We start from the raw sequence: 19266 nt of genomic DNA on the forward strand, positions 1-19266 counted from the left end.
AATAACATGCGCGTAAAAGTCTGTGCAGGGATCGTAGGAGCAGCATTGCTGCTGGCGGGTTGTAGCTCCAGCAATGAGCTGTCTGCTGCAGGTCAGGGCGTTCGCTTTGTTGAAGATAAGCCGGGTAACGAGTGCCAGTTTTTAGGCACGGCAACCGGTGAGCAAAGCAACTGGATGTCGGGTCAGCACGGTGAAGAAGGTGGATCTATGCGCGGTGCCGCTAACGCGCTGCGTAACCAGGCTGCAGAGATGGGTGGCAACGTGATTTACGGTGTGAGCAGCCCGTCGCAAGGGATGTTGTCCAGCTTCGTGCCAACGGCCAGCCAGATGAATGGCCAGGTCTATAAGTGCCCTAACTGATCTACATTGCTGATGGCGCTGCGCCCAACCCCACCGGGCGGATAAGCGTAGCGCCACCTGCCATTATTGTTGCCGCAGTTGCAAATCCAGCGGCGTCTTACTCGGCTCACCGCCAATCTCTCGCGCCAGCTTCGGCACCATATAGCCTGAAACCAGCGTTAACAGTTCGCGCATAATCTGCCGGGCCTCATCATCCGTGACCATGAAATGCGCCGCGCCTTGCACACGATCCAGTACGTGCAGGTAGTAGGGCATCACGCCCGCATCGAATAACGCATTACTGAGCTCCGCCAGAACCCGGGCATTATCATTCACACCGCGCAGCAACACGCTCTGGTTCAACAGCGTCACACCCGCTTTGCGCAGACGCGCCATCGCCGCACGGAATGCCTCATCGATTTCATTCGCATGGTTGATATGGTTCACCAGCAGAACCTGTAAACGAGACTGCTCAAGGCGAGATACCAGACCGTCCGTAATACGTGCCGGAATAACAATCGGTAAACGGCTGTGGATGCGCAAACGCTTAATGTGTGGAATGGCTTCAAGCTGGGTCAACAGCCAGTCCAGTTCATGATCTTTTGCCATCAGCGGATCGCCACCCGAAAAAATGATCTCATCCAGTTCCGGATGGGCGGCGATATAGTCCAGGGCGACCTGCCAGTTGCGTTTATTACCCTGATTTTCGGCATACGGGAAGTGGCGACGGAAACAATAACGGCAGTTTACCGCGCAGCCGCCTTTCACCAGCAGCAGGGCACGGTTGAGATATTTATGCAGTAAACCCGGTACCACACTGTTCTGCTCTTCCAGAGGATCGGTGCTGTACCCTGGCGCCGATATAAACTCTTCCTGCGTAGTAAGCGTTTGTTTTAATAATGGATCGTCAGGGTTTCCTTTCTCCATACGGGCAACAAACGCGCGGGGAACACGCAGGGCAAAAAGTCGCTTAGCCTCGCGGCCTGCAAGCAACTCTGGGTGCTGATCGAGGTCTAACAGACGCAGCAATTCATCAGGACTGGTGATTACATCGGCAAGTTGCGATAACCAATCTTCTCTGGACGGGGTGTTTAGGGTTACAATATGCGCCATTTTGTGGCTTAGCTACCAGTTAACAAATTTAGAGGGCCTTATGGCAACGTACTATAGCAACGATTTTCGTGCTGGTCTTAAAATCATGATGGACGGCGAACCGTACGCGGTTGAAGCCAGCGAATTCGTTAAACCAGGTAAAGGCCAGGCATTCGCGCGCGTTAAGCTGCGTCGCCTGCTGACCGGTACCCGTGTTGAGAAAACCTTCAAGTCTACTGACTCCGCTGAAGGCGCTGATGTTGTCGATATGAACCTGACTTACCTGTACAACGACGGTGAGTTCTGGCACTTCATGAACAACGAAACGTTCGAGCAGCTGTCTGCGGATGCTAAAGCGATTGGCGATAGCGAAAAATGGCTGCTGGACCAGGCTGAGTGCATCGTGACCCTGTGGAACGGCCAGCCTATCGCTGTTACCCCACCAAACTTCGTAGAGCTGGAAATCGTTGAAACCGACCCAGGTCTGAAAGGTGATACCGCAGGTACTGGCGGCAAGCCAGCTACCCTGTCCACCGGTGCAGTGGTTAAAGTTCCACTGTTCGTACAGACTGGTGAAGTGATCAAAGTAGATACCCGCTCCGGCGAATACGTATCTCGCGTGAAGTAATTTACGTCAAGACTGAAGGCGCAGCGCCCGCTGCGCCTGTTTTTTGCAGGCAGGGATGATGAACCGTACCGTTAAAATTCTGCTTCTGTTAGCGCTGTCCAGCGCGTTGCTTTCCGGCTGTAACACCACGCGTGGAATGGGGGAAGATATCCAGGATCTCGGCCATATCATTTCTCACGCGGCCAGCTAACCCCGTCTAATTTTCCTAAAAATGCGTCCTTTTCCGTCAAACGACGGGATATTGTCTATTCTTAAGTTGCTATACACAAAACAACTTTGGCTATAAAAGGAAGATATTATGGTTAAGAAGACAATTGCAGCGATCTTTTCAGTCCTGGTACTTTCTTCAGTATTAACAGCCTGTAATACCACGCGTGGCGTTGGTCAGGATATTTCTGAAGGTGGTAGTGCAATCTCTGGTGCGGCAAGTAAAGCACAGCAGTAATTGAATAAACGGTACGGAACCAGACGGGTTTCGTACCGTCAGCTTTCTGATTCCTGCAGGGATAAAAACGGTGAATAACGCGTATCCATATGCAATTTCATGCGGATATTCCGTTTATAGGTATAGACCGTTTTACCGTTAATACTCAGGTGAGCCGCAATTTTCTGATTGCTGGCACCCTCCATCCACAACGTCAGCACTTTCTCCTCCTGGCGCGTCAGCAAAGGCGCGGTTACCTTTGGCTTTTCACTGTTCGCGTGCGAAATGAGTGCGTCGTGGATAACTGTCCCCAGTTGTTCAAGACGGGCATTTTTCAACAGCGATGACCAGACCGGGAATTGCTTCAGCCAGGCGGTCATTTCACTATCCTCACCCGATTGCAGCAAAATAAAGGGCACTCTTTCGCTGGCGTTCAGCAAAGATGAGAGGGACTGAAAGGGATGTACATCCTGTCTGAACCCATGCAGGTCAGCAATAACCAGCGTCGGTTTCCATTGCAGAATGTGCTCTCTGGCGAGGAAAAGATTATTCAGGCCGGTCACAACGACGTTTTCCGGAAATAAACCGGAATGATTGAGCCATGCTTCAAACCCGGTGCGGGTGAAGTGACAACGGTCAATCAAAAGAATTTTGAACATATTATATTCGCAGTCGGCTAGTGGTTTGGCTTCCTGCCATCAGAAAGCACATCATCATAGAGAAGTCGGATGAGTGATAAATGCCTGAACTGCGCGGCATACTGCGGCTATTTCTTGCCTTAACATGTTCAGCACAAAAGGATTGAAAAAAAATCGCACGCTAACCAAAATATGAGGCGTAATCTTTGCCTTGCGGGACGACCCGTAAGCGCTTCCTTCATCGGGGACGGCCCCAACTTGCATTTAAGTTAAGGAGCCTGAAATGTCCTGGATCATTCTTGTTATTGCTGGCCTGCTCGAAGTGGTATGGGCGATAGGTCTGAAGTACACCCACGGTTTTACCCGCCTGACACCCAGCGTCATTACCATCACCGCGATGATTGTGAGTATCGTTTTGCTCTCGTGGGCGATGCGTTCTTTACCGGTGGGGACAGCGTATGCCGTCTGGACGGGAATTGGCGCCGTGGGGGCGGCCATCACGGGGATCCTGCTGTTGGGTGAGTCAGCGAGTCTGGCGCGTATCGCCAGCCTCGCCCTGATTGTGGCCGGTATTATTGGGTTGAAGCTCAGCACCCATTAATGGGGTTGTTCTACCCAGATGAGTTTCGACACATCAAACCCTTGCCGGGTCGCGACGTCCAGCATCTGCTGTTTCATCTCAGGTGAAAGGGTTGGGGTGCGAGAGAGGATCCACAGATAGTTACGATCCGGCCCGCAGACCAGCGCGTGACGGTACTCTCTGTCGAGCGCGATCACGTTATATCCGCCATAGAACGGGCCGAAGAAGGAGACTTTGAGCGCGGCCCGTCGCGGGTCGCCGGTAAAGTACGCTTGTCCAATCGACTGCTGCCACATCTCCCGGTCCGGATTATAGCCCCGGTTGATAACCTGAATACCGCCGTCATCCATCGGGCTGTAATTTGCCGTGACCTTCTCTAAACCTCGTTCAAAACGGTGGTCAAGGCGCGCGATTTCATACCATGTTCCAAGAAAACGTTGTGCGTCGAAATTGCTGACAACGGTGACGCCGGGAGGGGGAGTAGGGGAGCTGCAGGCAACCACTAAAAACGCGGCTGTCACTGCGGCGATAACAGGCAAAATGCGCATAGGAGTTTCCTTACTGTTTTTTGTTAAGTGTAGATGACAGCAAGGAAAATGCGGGAATTTTGCAGGCCGGGTGGGCATCAGCATCACCCGGCAAGATGTTACTGCAGAGCGCTCAGAATACGGTATGCCGCTTCCACGCGTGCCGGGTTCGGGTAGCTCTTGTTCGCCAGCATAACGATGCCGAGTTCCTTCTCAGGAATAAATGCCACGTAGCTGCCAAATCCGCCCGTCGAGCCTGTTTTATGTACCCATGACGCTTTTACCGGTGGTGCAGGAGGGTTCACTTCTGCCACGGGCAACGGCGCAAGCGCTACTTTGTTGTCGCTGCCCTCCACCACGGTTTTGGCTTCTACCGGCCAGTTGAGCATCTCCCAGCCCAGGCCCTGGTACATCGAGCCTGTGCGCCAGTAGCGAGACTGTGCAAGCACCATGCCCTGCTTCAGTGAGGCATCCTGTACGCCATCGGGGGCCATGTTAGCCACCACCCAGCTCGCCATATCCTTCACGTTGGTTTTCACGCCATACGCTTCGGCGTCGAGCATGCCCGGCGAAACGTGAACCGCTTTACCGTCACGATAACCCCAGGCGTAATGCTGTTCTTCTGACTTCGGAACGTTAATCCACGTATGGTTCAGGTTAAGCGGCTTCAGGACCCGCTCTGTCATCGCCTGCTCAAAGCGCATGCCAGAAGGTTTCACCGCCAGAGCCCCAAACAGACCGATGCTGGCGTTCGCATAAAGACGCGTGGTGCCTGGCGCCCACTGTGGTTGCCAGGACTGGTAAAAACGCAGCAGCGAGGCATTATCGGTAACCTCATCGGGCACCTGTAACGGCAGGCCACCGGCAGTATAGGTTGCCAGGTCCAGCATGCGAACGCCCTGCCACTGTTTGCCGGTCAGCTCAGGCCAGTATTTGGTCACCGGATCGCCCAGCGAAATTTCACCGCGAGCAATAGCATCGCCACCCAGAACGCCGGTGAAGGTTTTGCTGATTGAGCCCAGCTCAAACAGCGTTTGTGCAGTGACGGGTGTGTTCGCTGCGACATCGGCCTTGCCGAAGGTGAAGTAGTGCGGCTGGCCCTGATAGATCACGGCGACCGCCATACCCGGAATAGACTGCGCTTTCATCAGGGGCGTAACGGTACGTTCCACGACCTTCGCCAGCTGTGTTTCTGACAGAGGTGCGGCTAATGCAGCGCAGGAGGTGCTGAGCAGCAGGGCGCAGCACAGGGATTTTTTCATCATCAGTTATCTTCCGTAATAGCGAGTCAAGGGAGTGTCCGGGCCCGTCAGACATACCTAGTCTGTTGGATTTGACTGTGGCTGACAAACGGTTAAATTTAGCATTAGCTGTTAATTTTTCTAACGGATGGGTCGATGACACGCAGCTATTTACCGCTTAATTCGCTTCGTGCCTTCGAAGCCGCGGCAAGGCACCTCAGTTTTACTAATGCTGCCATTGAGCTGAATGTCACCCATTCAGCCATCAGTCAGCACGTTAAGACGCTGGAACAACATCTGAACTGTCAGCTGTTTGTCCGGGTTTCGCGCGGATTGATGCTGACGACAGAGGGCGAGAATCTGCTGCCGGTGCTGAACGATTCGTTTGATCGTATCGCCGGCATGCTGGATCGCTTTGCCAGTCATCGCGCGCTGGAGAAGCTTAAAATTGGCGTGGTGGGGACTTTTGCGACCGGGGTGTTATTCGCGCAGCTAGATGATTTCCGTCGCCGCTATCCGCATATCGATCTGCATCTTTCGACCCATAATAACCGCGTCGATCCGGCCGCCGAAGGGCTGGATTACACGATCCGCTACGGTGGAGGGGCGTGGCATGGCACTGAAGCGACGTTTCTGTGTTCTGCGCCGCTGGCTCCGCTGTGCACGCCTGAAATTGCCGTCGGGCTACAAGCACCGGCGGACATGCTGAAGTTTACGCTGCTGCGCTCTTACCGACGCGACGAATGGTCGGCGTGGATGCAGGCCGCGGGCGAACTCCCGCCGTCACCAACGCATCGGGTGATGGTGTTTGATTCATCCGTTACCATGCTGGAAGCCGCGCAGGCCGGCGTGGGAATTGCTATCGCACCTGTGGGTATGTTCACTCATCTGCTGAACAGCGAACGTATCATTCAGCCGTTTGCGACACAGATTGAGCTGGGCAGTTACTGGTTAACCCGATTGCAGTCACGGACAGAAACCCCTGCAATGCGTGAGTTTGCGCAGTGGCTGGTGGGGAAAATGCAGAAATGACAGGCCCGCCGGGGAGCGGGCCTGATGTATCAGATAGTAACCACGGCAATCAGCGTAACCACCGTCAGGATGGTTGCCAGGCCGTAGAACACCCATTTCCCGCTCGGGACATGGATTTTCAGGTCATGCATCGCGTGGTGAATACGGTGCAGGCCACACCACAGCGGCAGGACGATCATCAGGAAGATGAACACACGGCCAATAAAGCTGCTGGCAAAGGCCAGTACTCGCTCGTAACCCAGCGCATCGCCCGGAAACAGCCCCAGTGGCAGCATAATACCGACCAGCAGGATGATGACCGGCGCGATGATGGCGCTCCACATCCCCCCTGCGCCAAACAGTCCCCAGAAGACCGGCTCGTCAGAACGTTTTGGATTTGGATTAATCACAGTAGTCTCCTTACCAGAACAGTGCGACAAACAGAATGACCACAGTGACGAGGATCGTCACGCCCCATAGCCCTTTAATGACCGGCTCTGGCCCCATTTTCTCGTCTTTAATGATGATGTTCGCCGCTTTTGGCGCCAGTTCAAACCAGGTTTTGGTATGAAGCAGCGCTGCCGCGAGCACAATCAGGTTCAGGATCACGATGATGGGGTTTTGCAGGAAGCCGACAAAGCTGGCCCAGGTTTCAGGGCCATGTTTGAGGGCATAAACGCCATACATCAGCTCCAGGCTGAACCAGACCGCCGGCACCGCGGTGCCTTCACGCAGCATATAGAAGCGATAAAACGGCAGTTTCTTCCACCAGGTGGACGGCATTGGCCGCACGTAGGCTTTGCGTTTAGTCGTCATTATGCACTCCTTAGCGTGGTTTCAGGGTGGCGATAAGAAAGTCTTTCGAGCTTTCCACTTTACCCTGCTGAATAGCGGCGGCCGGGTCGACGTGCTTTGGACAGACTTCGGAGCAGTAGCCCACAAAAGTACAGCTCCAGACGCCGTTCTGGCTGTTAAGCTGCGGCATACGTTCTTTTTTACCGTGGTCGCGGCTGTCCTCGTTATAGCGGTGCGCCAGGGTAATGGCCGCCGGGCCAATAAACTCTGGATTCAGGCCAAACTGTGGACACGCGGCGTAGCACAGACCACAGTTGATGCAGCCGGAGAACTGATGGTATTTCGCCATCTGAGCTGGCGTCTGGGTGTTCGTCCCCTGATCCGGCGTACGTGGATTGCCGATGATGTACGGCTTAATCGCTTCCAGACTTTCGATAAAGTGGGTCATATCGACCACCAGATCGCGTTCAATCGGGAAGTTACCCAGCGCTTCTACTTTGATGCCTTTGGTATATTCACGCAGGAAAGTTTTACAGGCCAGTTTCGGCACCTTGTTGACCATCATGCCGCAGGAGCCGCAGATTGCCATACGGCACGACCAGCGGTAGCTCAGGTCCGGCGCAAGGTTATCTTTGATATAGCCGAGCGCATCCAGCAGAGAGGTTTGCTCGTCATAAGGGACTTCATAGAATGCGCTGTGCGGTGCGGTGTCCACTTCCGGATTGTAGCGCACCACTTCAATTTTCAGTTTCTGCATCTCAGCCATTCGCCTTCTCCTTCTTCTCGGCGGCTTCTGCTTCTGCGCCATACACGCGTTTAGCCGGTGGCAACGTCGTGATTTTCACGTCGCTGTAGTCCAGACGGGTGGTGCCATCCGCATCGCGCCAGGCGAGAGTGTGTTTCAGGAAATTGACGTCATCACGTTCGGTGCAGCCTTCATCAAGACGCTGATGCGCGCCGCGTGACTCTTTACGTGCCAGCGCAGAGTGCGCCATACATTCCGCCACGTTCAGGCCGTGACCCAGCTCGATGGTATAGAGCAGGTCTGTGTTGAACACGCTGGAGGTATCGGTAATGCGCACGCGCTTGAAGCGCTCCTGCAGCTCTGCCAGCTTATCCACGGTTTTTTGCATCAGCTCAGGGGTACGGTAGATACCGCAGCCTTCTTCCATCGACAGGCCCATCTCGTCGCGGATTTTCGACCAGTTTTCATTTCCTTCCTGGTTCACCAGGTTTTTCAGCCGTTTTTCGACGTCAACGACCTGGGCATCCAGCGCCGCGCTGTTCGCCTCGCCCGCGGTGGCAGCACGCTCCATCGCGCGTTCGCCCGCCATGCGGCCAAAGACCACCAGCTCCGCCAGTGAGTTTGACCCCAGACGGTTAGCACCGTGCAGGCCGACAGAGGAGCACTCGCCCACGGCAAACAGCCCTTTAATGCGGGTTTCGCACTGCTGATCGGTTTCGATACCGCCCATGGTGTAGTGGGCCGTTGGACGTACCGGAATCGGCTCTTTCACCGGATCGACGCCAACATAGGCTTTTGCCAGTTCGCAAATGAACGGCAGACGTTCCAGCAGTTTCTTCTCGCCAAGATGACGCAGGTCGAGGTAGACCACATCGCCGCGTGGCGTGGAGATGGTGTTGCCTTTGCGCCACTCGTGCCAGAAGGCCTGAGACACTTTGTCGCGTGGGCCCAGTTCCATGTATTTGTTTTTCGGCTCGCCGAGCGGGGTTTCCGGGCCCATGCCGTAATCCTGCAGATAGCGGTAGCCATTTTTATTGACCAGGATCCCGCCTTCACCACGGCAGCCTTCCGTCATCAGAATGCCGGAGCCGGGCAGGCCAGTAGGGTGATACTGCACGAACTCCATATCCCGCAGCGGCACGCCGTGGCTGAGCGCCATGCCCATGCCGTCACCGGTGACGATACCGCCGTTGGTGTTGTAGCGGTAAACACGCCCCGCACCGCCGGTAGCCATGACCACCGCGTTGGCGCGGATCTGGACGAGGGTGCCTTCCATCATGTTCATCGCCACCAGACCGCGCGCCTGACCGTCATCAACCAGAATGTCGAGGACGAAATGTTCGTCAAAGCGCTGAATCTGTGGGAACTGAAGGGAGGTCTGGAACAGGGTGTGCAACATGTGGAAGCCGGTTTTATCGGCGGCGAACCAGGTGCGTTCGATCTTCATCCCGCCGAAGCGGCGAACGTTGACGCTGCCGTCCGGACGACGGCTCCACGGACATCCCCACAGTTCAAGCTGGGTCATCTCCGTAGGACAATGGTGTACAAAGTAGTCAACGACATCCTGCTCGCAAAGCCAGTCGCCCCCTGCAACCGTGTCGTGGAAATGGTATTCGAAGCTGTCATGATCCTGCGCAACGGCGGCGGATCCTCCTTCTGCGGCAACCGTATGGCTGCGCATCGGATAGACTTTTGAAATCAATGCGATTTTAGCGTTGGGATTAGCTTGTGCTGCAGCAATCGCAGCACGTAATCCAGCCCCGCCAGCGCCTATAACGGCAAGATCGGCTTGAAAAGTTTGCACGACATTCCTCCAGATTTTTGTTATTTCGCAACGCGATAAACTAAAGGTAGTTCACCCGTCCAAAAGGACGATTGCGAAAGCGTTTCCACTGCTCCTTTATGGGTAAAGCAGTATAACCGCGTGGATGTCAGGGAAATTTGACGTGTTCGATTTTTTTGCTGTTCTGTGCGGCGATTTATCGCGGTGAGTAATGAATTTCGTCGCGCAATTGTTCGCCTAAATGAAATGCGCTTTTTTACTGCGCAAAATTTGTCTCCGTCCCTGGTAACGAGTAGACTTCGTGCCCTTGTCTGAAATCGGAGAAAAACTCATGAGCGAAACGGCCACCTGGCAGCCGAGCGCATCCATCCCCAACCTGCTAAAACGCGCTGCAATTATGGCGGAGATCCGCCGCTTCTTTGCCGACCGCGGCGTCCTTGAGGTGGAAACCCCGTGCATGAGTCAGGCAACGGTAACGGATATTCATCTGGTCCCGTTTGAAACCCGTTTTGTTGGTCCTGGCCACTCACAGGGCATGAATTTGTATCTGATGACCAGCCCGGAATACCACATGAAACGCCTGCTGGCGGCAGGGTGTGGCCCGGTCTATCAGCTGTGCCGCAGTTTCCGTAATGAAGAGATGGGGCGTCACCACAATCCGGAATTCACCATGTTGGAGTGGTACCGTCCGCATTATGATATGTACCGCCTGATGAACGAGGTGGACGATCTGCTGCAGCAGGTGCTGGAGTGCTCAGAAGCGGAAACGCTCTCTTATCAGCAGGTTTTCCAGCGTTACCTGGAAATTGATCCGCTCTCTGCGGATAAAGCGCAGCTGCGCGAAGTGGCGGCAAAACTGGATCTGAGCAACGTGGCAGATACCGAAGAAGACCGCGACACGCTGCTGCAACTGCTCTTCACCTTTGGCGTTGAGCCGCAAATTGGCAAAGACCGGCCGACGTTTGTATATCACTTCCCGGCAAGCCAGGCTTCGCTGGCGCAGATCAGCACCGAAGATCACCGCGTGGCGGAGCGTTTTGAGGTCTATTACAAAGGTATCGAGCTGGCGAACGGCTTCCACGAACTGACCGACGCACGCGAACAGCAGCAGCGTTTTGAGCAGGATAACCGCAAGCGCGCGGCACGTGGTCTGCCGCAGCAGCCTATTGATACCCATCTGCTGGAAGCATTGAAGGCGGGCCTGCCGGACTGCTCCGGCGTGGCGCTGGGCGTTGATCGTCTGGTGATGCTGGCGCTGGGCGCAGAACAGCTGGGCGAAGTGATCGCGTTTACGGTCGATCGCGCATAACGCACCGTATTGCCGGGTAGCGCTGTCGCTTACCCGGCTCACCTCTGATGTCAATTAACCTTTCCATTTCCGCACGACAACATTAAAAACTGCCACATTCTCTGTACGCAGGTCTTTTTCTTAATTTGCCCCTAATAGCCACAATATTAGTCTGGTCTTCTGCTACCATCCGCGCAGTTTAACTTCCTTTGGATGGCGCTATGTCCCAGTCACTTAAAAAGATGACCCTCACCGGGCTCATCCTGATGATTTTCACCTCCGTCTTTGGCTTTGCCAACAGCCCGTCGGCTTTCTATCTGATGGGCTACAGCGCAACGCCGTTCTACATCGTCTCGGCCCTGTTTTTCTTCATACCGTTTGCGCTGATGATGGCGGAAATGGGGGCGGCCTACCGCAAAGAAGAGGGCGGGATCTATTCCTGGATGAACAACAGCATCGGCCCGCGCTACGCATTTATCGGCACGTTTATGTGGTTCTCCTCGTATGTGGTCTGGATGGTCAGTACGGCGGCCAAGGTCTGGGTACCGTTTTCGACGTTTGTTTTCGGCAGCGATCATACTCAGGTCTGGTCTTTGGCCGGTCTGAGCTCCACGCAGGTGGTCGGGATTCTGGCCGTCTGCTGGATGGTGGTTGTAACGCTGGTGGCGTCTAAGGGCATCAACAAAATTGCCCGCATTACCGCCGTGGGCGGGATTTCGGTGATGTGTCTGAACCTGGTGCTGCTGCTGGTCAGCATTGCCATTCTGTGCCTGAACGGCGGACACTTCGCTCAGGAGGTGAACTTCGTTTCCTCGCCCAACCCGAGCTATCAGTCCGGGCTCGCTATGCTCTCCTTTGTGGTGTTTGCCATTTTTGCGTACGGCGGTATTGAGGCAGTGGGCGGCCTGGTCGACAAGACCGAGAACCCGGAAAAGAACTTTGCGAAAGGCATTATTTTTGCCGCGATAGTTATCTCCATTGGCTATTCGCTGGCAATTTTCCTCTGGGGCGTCAGCACCAACTGGCAGCAGGTACTCAGCAACAACACCACTAACCTGGGCAACATTACCTATGTGCTGATGAAAAGCCTGGGGATGACGCTGGGACAAGCGATGAATCTGACACCGGAAGCGGCGGCAACGATGGGCGTCTGGTTTGCACGCATCACCGGCTTGTCCATGTTCCTTGCCTATACCGGCGCGTTTTTCACGCTGATTTACTCTCCGTTGAAAGCGATAATTCAGGGCACGCCAAAAGCGCTGTGGCCTGCACGCATGACGCAACTGAATACCGCAGGTATGCCCGCCAACGCCATGTGGATGCAGTGCCTGCTGGTCAGCGTGTTCATTTTGCTGGTGTCGTTTGGTGGGGATACCGCGTCAGCGTTTTATAACAAGCTGACCCTGATGGCGAACGTGTCGATGACATTGCCTTATCTCTTTCTGAGCCTGGCCTTCCCGTTCTTTAAGGCGAAGGAGGATCTTGAGCGTCCGTTTGTGATTTTCAAAACGCGCGCCGCCACGCTGCTGGCAACCGCGGTGGTGGTGCTGGTAGTGGCATTCGCCAACATCTTTACCGTTATTCAGCCGGTGATTGAGGCGAATGACTGGAGTAGCGCACTGTGGATGGTGGGCGGTCCAGTCTTCTTCTCGCTGCTGGCGATGGGGATTTATGAGAATTACCGCCGACGTTCTGTGGCGTTGCTGACGGAAGTGGCGTAGCGGTTAAACATTCCCCTCCCGGAAGGGAGGGGAGAAGGGTTACAGACTTCCTGCCGGGCGTGTGCGCGCCGCTGACGTTAACGTTCTTCCCGTTTTACGCCCGTCCAGGCTTTCCAGACGCATCTGGAACGGTGGGAACGGCATATCAATGCCGTGCTCACGGAACCCTGCCAGAATCAGCTGGTGGATCTCATGACGCAGTGGCATACGGTGTCCCATTTCGGCGGCGTAAATACGCAGTTCGAAAATCTGGATCCCCTGTTGTAAATCCACCAGGAACACTTCCGGCGCCGGGTTGTCGATCACGAATGAACAGCGCTCCGCGGCAGTGTAGAGGATCTGAGTGACCTCTTCGCTGTTGGCATCCGACGGCGCAGGTACCGTCAGCACCACACGCGTGACGGAGTCTGACAGCGACCAGTTGATAAACTGCTCGGTAATAAACGCCTTGTTCGGCACGATGATCTCTTTACGGTCCCAGTCGCTGATCGTGGTGGCGCGCGTGTTGATCCTGGTGATGCTGCCGGTCAAGTCGCGGATCGTTACCGTATCGCCAATACGAATCGGTTTTTCGAACAGAATAATCAGGCCAGAGATAAAGTTGGCGAAGATCTCCTGTAAGCCAAACCCTAACCCCACACCAAGTGCCGCCACCAGCCACTGCAGTTTCGACCATTCAATACCAATCATTGAGAAGCCTACCAGCCCGCCAAACAGCATGATCAGATATTTGGTGATGGTGGTAATTGCGTATCCCGTCCCCGGGGTTAAATCGAGATGCTGCAGCAGGGCCAGCTCCAGCAGCGCCGGGAAGTTACGCACCAGTTGGGTGGTGATGATCAACACCAGAATGGCAATCAACACCGCGCCTAAGGTAATCGGCTCCAGGCTCTCCACACCTTGTACCGTGGACGTTACGTCCCACAGGGAGATGTTTTCCAGGAAGCCAAACGCGGAGTGAATTTCCGACCACAGAAATATCACCGACAGCAGGGCAATCAGCATCAGGATGGAGCGTACCAGTCGCAGGGATTGGGTACTGATGGCATCCAGATCCAGCTCGACTTCGTCAGCTTCCGTCGTGCCTTCTGTGCTGTTGATATGGTTTGGCTCTTCCTCGCCACGCGCACGCTGGGCGAGGATCTCTGCCCGCCGGTGCTTGGCACGGTCGAACGCCAGACGGCGGCGCTGGATCAGCATCCAGCGGCGTATCACGTGATACACCACCAGAAGCAGGAACCAGATCGCCACCGAGGTTTCAAGCCTCGCCAGCAGCGCCTTGGCGGTCGCCAGGTAACCCACCGTCGCTGCCAGCATGGCAATCAGCGGTGCGCTCAGCAGCAGGTTCCAGAGCAGCCGGTTGAACATGTTGTCGCCGTTACCGGATTTATCCAGATAGAGCGGGATACCGGCGCGTTTCAGGCTGAGCGTGACAATTGCCAGCGCCCCGCATATCAGCATAAAGCAGAGGCGGCCCAGCGACCCTGAGAATTCCCGGTCATTGAGTTTATCAAACATGATCAGCGCCATAATCAGCGGCACAATCAGTCCGATGCTCATCAGGTAGTAACGCATGGCGCGTGCAACGCGATTACGCGGCCAGCCGAAGTGAGCGATGAACAAACCGTTGGGACGCGCGAACGTGGCGCAAATCATTACCACCCACAGCAGTGGCACCGTGGCAGTGACGCCATCGCCAATGGCCACCGCGAGCGGGTAGGGCCAGGCTTCCCGCAGGCCATATCCAAGCGTCATCCACAGCACCGGTAGCGGTGAGGCGACGAGAATCGACCAGAAGACGGTACGTAACGTCAGCCAGAAGTGATCCTGCGTAACTTTCCCCACCCGGGCGCTGGAGCGCTCCAGGAATCGGGTGAAATACCGGCGCGAGTAAATGCTGAAGCCCACCAGAATCAGCGCGGCCAGCAGCGGGAAAATGGTCTCTTTACTGGTGAGCATCATCACGCTGGCCTGGCCCAGCTGGCTGAAGGTATCCAGCGAAATAAGGCGGCGCAGATCCTGGACAATCTCAATCGGCCACGAGAAGGTCATCGGCCGCACGTCGGAGGTCCAGAAGAGATAACGGTGCGTTGCCTCATTCACCTCTTTCAGCGCATCTTCCAGTTGGCTATTAGAGACCTTGAGCTTGGTCAGTTCCAGAATCAGCGTATCCCCGCCCTGGAGCAGGGAGTTCAGCAGTTCACGCTGGGTACGCAACTGGGCTTCCAGAATGCGGTTCTGCTCGCTGGTCAGCGGCTGTCCGTCAGCCTGACGGATCTGGCGGATTTGCGGCTGTTTGTTGAGCAGATCCTCAAAGTGCAGTCGCTGCACGCGCAGCTGAGCCATTTCGGTATCCAGCTGTTGCGGTTTGGGCATTTCCGGCAGGCGTGAGACCTGCGCGCGTAACGCCTCACCCAGCAGGTTTGATGACCCTAGCCACTGGGACTGCTCACGCAACGTGTTAAGCGCCTGGCGGACCTGCAGGGTTTGATTGGTAGCCTGACGCTGTTGCGAGGCCACCAGATCCATACGCTGCGCCTGTTGGTTCAGCGCCGCAGAGAGCTCGCGGTTGACCTTAAACTGCTCAACGATGCCGCTGGGCAGGTTCGCGCTGTTTTCCGCCAGCAGTTCGGTGCTTTCAAGCGCACGCTCGGCTTCGCGCTGCCGCTGGCTGTTAAGCTGATTACGCAGGGCCTGCAGATATGCATCCAGCTGTTCGCTCTGCTTCTGCGCCAGCTCAGAGCGCATCCGCGACAGCTCCTGGCGGTTATTGGCGGAGAGCTGCGCCAGCTCCAGTTCATCGACAAGGGCTTTGAGGCGAGCAGATTCGGCCTGTAGTCCCAGATTCTGCGCCTGCGCTTGCGGCGTGTTGCCGCTTTGCGTGCCAACGCGACGCTCAACTTCATTAAGCTGGCGGCGGGCATCGGTTTGCTGCTGGGGAAGCTGGCTGAGCGAGTCGGCAATTTCACGCGCCCGTTCCTGCTCCTGCTGAGCCAGACGGCTCTTTTCCAGAAGCTGGCTGCTGACCTGGAGGATCTCCTGATTCAGCGCATCAGAAGACATGTCCGCCGGTATATCGCGCGGTTCATCACGCAGATTACTGAGCTGCGAGCGCAGCGTTTGCGAGAGTTTGGGGAAGTTGTCGATAACCTGCTGATATTGCTGCGCGCGCTCAAGGGAGCCTTTTCGCTCCGCAAGCGCGTTCAGGGCGGACTGGAGCGACTCAACGGTCTCTGGCTGAGCGGGTTTTGCCGCTTTTGCCTGCTCCAGTTCCTGGGTTATCTGTTTTGCGTCGGGGGCTGTCGCTGCGTACGCCCCCATGCTGAGGCACCAGGCCATCAGTAGAACGATAATCGGGCGCACGTCAGCGATCCTTCTGTTATTAGCCTTCGTCTTTTTTGTCGTCAACCAGCGGGCTGGCGTCGTGCTCGGCGTCGATCTCTTCTTGGGACAACGGTGCAGGTTCTGCCACCGGCGTTACGAAGGTTTCGGTAGAGACGGCCAGCGGCTGACCCAGTTTGGTGACCGACAGGCTTTCAAGCTGTTCGGCCAGTTTAACTTTACCCGGTGCAAACAGGTTGATAACGGTTGAGCCCAGCTTGAAGCGACCCATCTCCTGACCTTTCAGCAGGGCGACAGAGCCTTCTTCTTCACCGGCAGGCCAGGTCCAGCGCTTGATCACGCCTTCACGTGGTGGGGTGATGGTGCCAGCCCAGACGGTTTCAATGCTGCCGACAATGGTCGCGCCCACCAGAATCTGCGCCATAGGACCGAATTCAGTATCAAACAGGCAGATGACGCGTTCGTTACGGGCGAACAGGTTAGGTACATTCTGCGCCGTGAGGTGGTTCACGGAGAACAGATCGCCCGGAACGTAGATCATTTCACGCAGGATGCCGTTGCACGGCATGTGCACGCGGTGATAGTCGCGCGGTGAGAGATAGGTGGTCGCGAAGGTCCCGTTACGGAACAGATCCGCCATCAGGTAGTTACCTGCCAGCAACGCTTCCAGGCTGTAGTTATGGCCTTTCGCCTGCAGGATTTTGTCGTCTTCGATGTGACCCAGTTGGCTAATCACGCCATCTGCAGGCATCACCAGCACGTTAGGGTCCGTATTCAGCGGGCGCACGTCGTCGCGCAGTGGGCGGACGAAAAACTCGTTGAAGGTGCGGTAGCTGGCGGTATCCGGCTTCTGCGCCTCTTTCATGTCGACCTTGTAATATTTTACGAAAAGGTCGATGACCAGTTTGGTCAGCCAGCCCGCTCGTTTGCTCGCGCCCCAGCCCGCCAGGCGAGTGAGCCACAGTTTCGGCAGAATGTATTGAAGCGAAAGTTTAAATGAGTTTAACAAGGTAGCCTCCAGGCCATTGTTTTGTCGTTCCTGATCCGGCCGCAAAGCGCCGGAACCTGAAAAAAGGGGACGATTTTAGCGATGCTTAGCTTAGTTGTCAGTTATCAGAATCAGAAAAGTTTTTACGCGTTTTTACCTGATCCATGCTCTCGAGAATGCGGTGGTAGTTTTCAAAGCGGGTCTCCGCTATTTCGCCTTTCTCGACCGCTTCACGGATAGCGCAGCCCGGGTCATTGTCATGTTTACAGTCGCGGTATTTGCAAGCGCCTAAATAATCATGGAATTCGACAAATCCGTTGAAGATTTGTTCCGGCTCAAGGTGCCACAAACCGAATTCACGCACGCCCGGGGAGTCAATGACATCGCCGCCGTGCGGGAAGTGATACAGGCGTGACGCGGTCGTGGTGTGCTGGCCCAGGCCAGAAACATCAGACACATCGTTGGTCACGATCTCTTGCTGGAGGCCGAGAAGGTTGTTCAGCAGGCTTGATTTGCCCACACCGGACTGTCCCGCAAAGATGCTGATGCGATCGGTAAGCGCCTCTTCAAGCGGTTTCAGACCATCTTTGGTATAGCTGGAAACCATCAGAACGCGATACCCGATGTTACGGTAGATATCCATCTGCTCGTTGACGAAGTTCATACCGTCTTCATCGAGCAGATCGATTTTGTTGAGTACGATGATCGGTTCAACCTGCAGCGTTTCACAGGCGACAAGGTATCGGTCGATAATATTGAGCGAAAGTTCGGGCAAAATCGCCGAGACGATAACGATCTGGTTAATGTTGGCTGCGATAGGTTTAACCCCGTCGTAGAAATCGGGACGGGTCAGTACCGACGTACGCGCGTGGACCGCCTCAACGATGCCTTTTACCGTGACGCCTTCCGCCGCTTCTTTACCCGGGCGCCAGACCACGCGATCGCCGGTCACCAGAGAACGAATCGTCCGGCGGATGTTGCAGCGGTGAATCTCACCGTTGGCGGATTCCACGTCGGCGTGCATACCGAAACGGCTGATGACGATGCCTTCCATCGGTTCGCCAAACAGGTTGTCGTCGTAATCGACCTTCTCCGAAGTGGTTTTAAGACGGCGCTGGTGATTGGCATTCACACGGCGCTGCTGCCCTTTGGAGAGTTTATTTTTACTCAATCGCGCTGGCTCCTGGTCGCCCGTAAGGGGCAAAACCTCTATGATACACTCTAATTAATACTAGTTAACCTGCTACAGCCGGTTATGCGAGAAGGGTGGAAAATAACATGAGCGCGGATGAAAACAACCTGATTTGGATCGATCTTGAAATGACCGGGCTGGATCCCGAGCGCGATCGCATTATTGAGATTGCAACCCTGGTGACCGATGCCAACCTGAATATTCTGGCGGAAGGGCCGACTATCGCGGTTCATCAGTCCGACGACCAGCTTGCGTTAATGGATGAGTGGAACGTGCGCACCCACACGGGGAGCGGGCTGGTGGAACGCGTAAAGGCCAGCACCATGGGCGATCGCGAGGCGGAGCTGGCAACGCTTGCGTTTCTGAAACAGTGGGTTCCGGCGGGCAAATCACCTATCTGCGGTAACAGCATCGGTCAGGATCGCCGTTTTCTGTTTAAGTACATGCCGGAGCTGGAGTCTTACTTCCATTACCGCTATCTGGATGTGAGCACCCTGAAAGAGCTGGCGCGTCGCTGGAAACCGGAAATCCTGGATGGCTTTAAAAAGCAGGGAACGCATCAGGCCATGGACGATATCCGTGAGTCTGTGGCCGAACTGGCGTATTATCGCGAGAACTTTATTAAGCTGTAATTCAGGCGGTTGCCGGGGGCGTTGCGCGTTACCCGGCCTACAGAACGCATGAATGGTGTAAAAACGTGCAAAGCGATGAATATTCCATCACTTGAACTGAATTTCACAAAAAACGCTTTTAGGGGGGTTGCAGCTAAACGGATTTCTCGTATAATGCGCCTCCCGTAACGACAGAGAAATACACGTTACGACAGCAACAAAAGCAGTGCAAATTTGCGGGAATAGCTCAGTTGGTAGAGCACGACCTTGCCAAGGTCGGGGTCGCGAGTTCGAGTCTCGTTTCCCGCTCCAAAATTTGAA

The 19266-nt window shown here is 55.3% G+C and carries 20 protein-coding genes and 1 tRNA gene; 10 read left to right on the top strand and 11 right to left on the bottom strand.

Annotation, left to right across the window (positions count from 1 at the left end; translation table 11 throughout):
* The first annotated feature begins 6 nt into the window (after nucleotides 1-6).
* Complete coding sequence (locus JTA15_RS19460) at nucleotides 7-360, top strand: DUF4156 domain-containing protein (RefSeq protein WP_020882965.1); 354 nt, start codon at nucleotides 7-9, stop codon at nucleotides 358-360.
* Nucleotides 361-423: 63 nt separating this feature from the next.
* On the opposite strand, the gene epmB is transcribed toward JTA15_RS19460, so the two are convergent.
* Nucleotides 424-1452, bottom strand: a complete 1029-nt coding sequence (epmB, locus tag JTA15_RS19465) for an EF-P beta-lysylation protein EpmB (RefSeq protein WP_040018445.1) — start codon at nucleotides 1450-1452, stop codon at nucleotides 424-426.
* A gap of 40 nt (nucleotides 1453-1492) precedes the next feature.
* Between epmB and efp the strand changes: the two genes are divergently transcribed.
* The 3 genes from efp (at nucleotide 1493) to ecnB (ending at nucleotide 2504) form a co-directional block, all read left to right on the top strand.
* Nucleotides 1493-2059, top strand: coding sequence for an elongation factor P (gene efp, locus JTA15_RS19470; protein ID WP_014882207.1), 567 nt, complete (start codon nucleotides 1493-1495; stop codon nucleotides 2057-2059).
* A gap of 58 nt (nucleotides 2060-2117) precedes the next feature.
* Nucleotides 2118-2249 carry an entericidin A/B family lipoprotein gene (locus tag JTA15_RS19475; protein ID WP_025206267.1) on the top strand — a complete coding sequence of 44 codons (132 nt, stop codon included), beginning with the start codon at nucleotides 2118-2120 and terminating at the stop codon, nucleotides 2247-2249.
* Nucleotides 2250-2357: 108 nt separating this feature from the next.
* The gene (ecnB, locus tag JTA15_RS19480) at nucleotides 2358-2504 is read left to right on the top strand and encodes a lipoprotein toxin entericidin B (RefSeq protein WP_014168289.1); all 147 of its coding nucleotides are present in this window, start codon (nucleotides 2358-2360) and stop codon (nucleotides 2502-2504) included.
* Between the two features lie 38 nt (nucleotides 2505-2542).
* Here the strand turns inward: ecnB and JTA15_RS19485 are convergent, their stop codons facing one another.
* The gene (locus JTA15_RS19485; protein ID WP_014168290.1) at nucleotides 2543-3142 is read right to left on the bottom strand and encodes a LuxR C-terminal-related transcriptional regulator; all 600 of its coding nucleotides are present in this window, start codon (nucleotides 3140-3142) and stop codon (nucleotides 2543-2545) included.
* Nucleotides 3143-3404: 262 nt separating this feature from the next.
* Between JTA15_RS19485 and sugE the strand changes: the two genes are divergently transcribed.
* Entirely contained in the window at nucleotides 3405-3722 is a 318-nt protein-coding gene (sugE, locus tag JTA15_RS19490; protein WP_014168291.1) for a quaternary ammonium compound efflux SMR transporter SugE, read from the top strand.
* On the opposite strand, the gene JTA15_RS19495 is transcribed toward sugE, so the two are convergent.
* Nucleotides 3719-4249, bottom strand: coding sequence for a lipocalin family protein (locus JTA15_RS19495; RefSeq protein ID WP_014168292.1), 531 nt, complete (start codon nucleotides 4247-4249; stop codon nucleotides 3719-3721). The two genes, sugE and JTA15_RS19495, sit on opposite strands and share 4 nt — an antisense overlap.
* A 98-nt stretch (nucleotides 4250-4347) precedes the next feature.
* Nucleotides 4348-5493: an ACT family cephalosporin-hydrolyzing class C beta-lactamase gene (gene blaACT / locus JTA15_RS19500; RefSeq protein ID WP_219372614.1), complete on the bottom strand. Its 1146-nt coding sequence runs from the start codon at nucleotides 5491-5493 to the stop codon at nucleotides 4348-4350.
* 132 nt (nucleotides 5494-5625) lie between these two features.
* Between blaACT and ampR the strand changes: the two genes are divergently transcribed.
* A complete protein-coding gene (ampR, locus tag JTA15_RS19505) occupies nucleotides 5626-6501 on the top strand; it encodes a LysR family transcriptional regulator AmpR (RefSeq protein ID WP_020882960.1) in 876 nt (291 codons plus the stop codon).
* A 29-nt stretch (nucleotides 6502-6530) separates the two neighbouring features.
* Here the strand turns inward: ampR and frdD are convergent, their stop codons facing one another.
* The 4 genes from frdD to frdA are packed head-to-tail and all read right to left on the bottom strand — an operon-like array spanning nucleotide 6531 to nucleotide 9824.
* Nucleotides 6531-6890, bottom strand: a complete 360-nt coding sequence (gene frdD, locus JTA15_RS19510) for a fumarate reductase subunit FrdD (protein ID WP_020882959.1) — start codon at nucleotides 6888-6890, stop codon at nucleotides 6531-6533.
* A 10-nt stretch (nucleotides 6891-6900) separates the two neighbouring features.
* A complete protein-coding gene (frdC, locus tag JTA15_RS19515) occupies nucleotides 6901-7296 on the bottom strand; it encodes a fumarate reductase subunit FrdC (RefSeq protein ID WP_014168296.1) in 396 nt (131 codons plus the stop codon).
* Nucleotides 7297-7306: 10 nt separating this feature from the next.
* A complete protein-coding gene (gene frdB / locus JTA15_RS19520) occupies nucleotides 7307-8041 on the bottom strand; it encodes a fumarate reductase iron-sulfur protein (RefSeq protein WP_044858130.1) in 735 nt (244 codons plus the stop codon).
* Nucleotides 8034-9824 (bottom strand): fumarate reductase (quinol) flavoprotein subunit, encoded by a 1791-nt coding sequence (gene frdA, locus JTA15_RS19525; RefSeq protein ID WP_219372615.1) that lies wholly within the window; start codon nucleotides 9822-9824, stop codon nucleotides 8034-8036. Before frdA ends, frdB begins: the two co-directional genes overlap by 8 nt.
* 310 nt (nucleotides 9825-10134) lie before the next feature.
* Here frdA and epmA point away from each other — a divergent pair, with 310 nt between their 5' ends.
* Together epmA and yjeM are read left to right on the top strand one after the other, a co-directional pair.
* Complete coding sequence (gene epmA, locus JTA15_RS19530; protein WP_020882955.1) at nucleotides 10135-11112, top strand: elongation factor P--(R)-beta-lysine ligase; 978 nt, start codon at nucleotides 10135-10137, stop codon at nucleotides 11110-11112.
* A 200-nt stretch (nucleotides 11113-11312) separates the two neighbouring features.
* On the top strand, nucleotides 11313-12812 hold the full coding sequence (gene yjeM / locus JTA15_RS19535) for a glutamate/gamma-aminobutyrate family transporter YjeM (RefSeq protein ID WP_219372616.1): 1500 nt from the start codon (nucleotides 11313-11315) through the stop codon (nucleotides 12810-12812).
* A 39-nt stretch (nucleotides 12813-12851) separates the two neighbouring features.
* Here the strand turns inward: yjeM and mscM are convergent, their stop codons facing one another.
* The 3 genes from mscM to rsgA all read right to left on the bottom strand — a co-directional run bounded on the left by mscM (nucleotide 12852) and on the right by rsgA (nucleotide 18313).
* Nucleotides 12852-16175 carry a miniconductance mechanosensitive channel MscM gene (gene mscM, locus JTA15_RS19540; protein WP_121340007.1) on the bottom strand — a complete coding sequence of 1108 codons (3324 nt, stop codon included), beginning with the start codon at nucleotides 16173-16175 and terminating at the stop codon, nucleotides 12852-12854.
* Nucleotides 16176-16194: 19 nt separating this feature from the next.
* The gene (gene asd, locus JTA15_RS19545; protein ID WP_020882952.1) at nucleotides 16195-17163 is read right to left on the bottom strand and encodes an archaetidylserine decarboxylase; all 969 of its coding nucleotides are present in this window, start codon (nucleotides 17161-17163) and stop codon (nucleotides 16195-16197) included.
* A gap of 97 nt (nucleotides 17164-17260) precedes the next feature.
* Nucleotides 17261-18313 carry a small ribosomal subunit biogenesis GTPase RsgA gene (rsgA, locus tag JTA15_RS19550; RefSeq protein WP_020882951.1) on the bottom strand — a complete coding sequence of 351 codons (1053 nt, stop codon included), beginning with the start codon at nucleotides 18311-18313 and terminating at the stop codon, nucleotides 17261-17263.
* A 107-nt stretch (nucleotides 18314-18420) separates the two neighbouring features.
* On the opposite strand from rsgA, the gene orn reads away from it, so the two are divergent.
* Both orn and JTA15_RS19560 read left to right on the top strand, forming a co-directional pair.
* Nucleotides 18421-18966: an oligoribonuclease gene (gene orn / locus JTA15_RS19555; protein ID WP_025206260.1), complete on the top strand. Its 546-nt coding sequence runs from the start codon at nucleotides 18421-18423 to the stop codon at nucleotides 18964-18966.
* Between the two features lie 215 nt (nucleotides 18967-19181).
* Nucleotides 19182-19257, top strand: a tRNA-Gly gene (locus JTA15_RS19560).
* Nucleotides 19258-19266 lie beyond the last annotated feature (9 nt).

Source organism: Enterobacter sp. BIDMC 29 (genome assembly GCF_019378755.1).
Lineage (GTDB): Bacteria > Pseudomonadota > Gammaproteobacteria > Enterobacterales > Enterobacteriaceae > Enterobacter > Enterobacter ludwigii.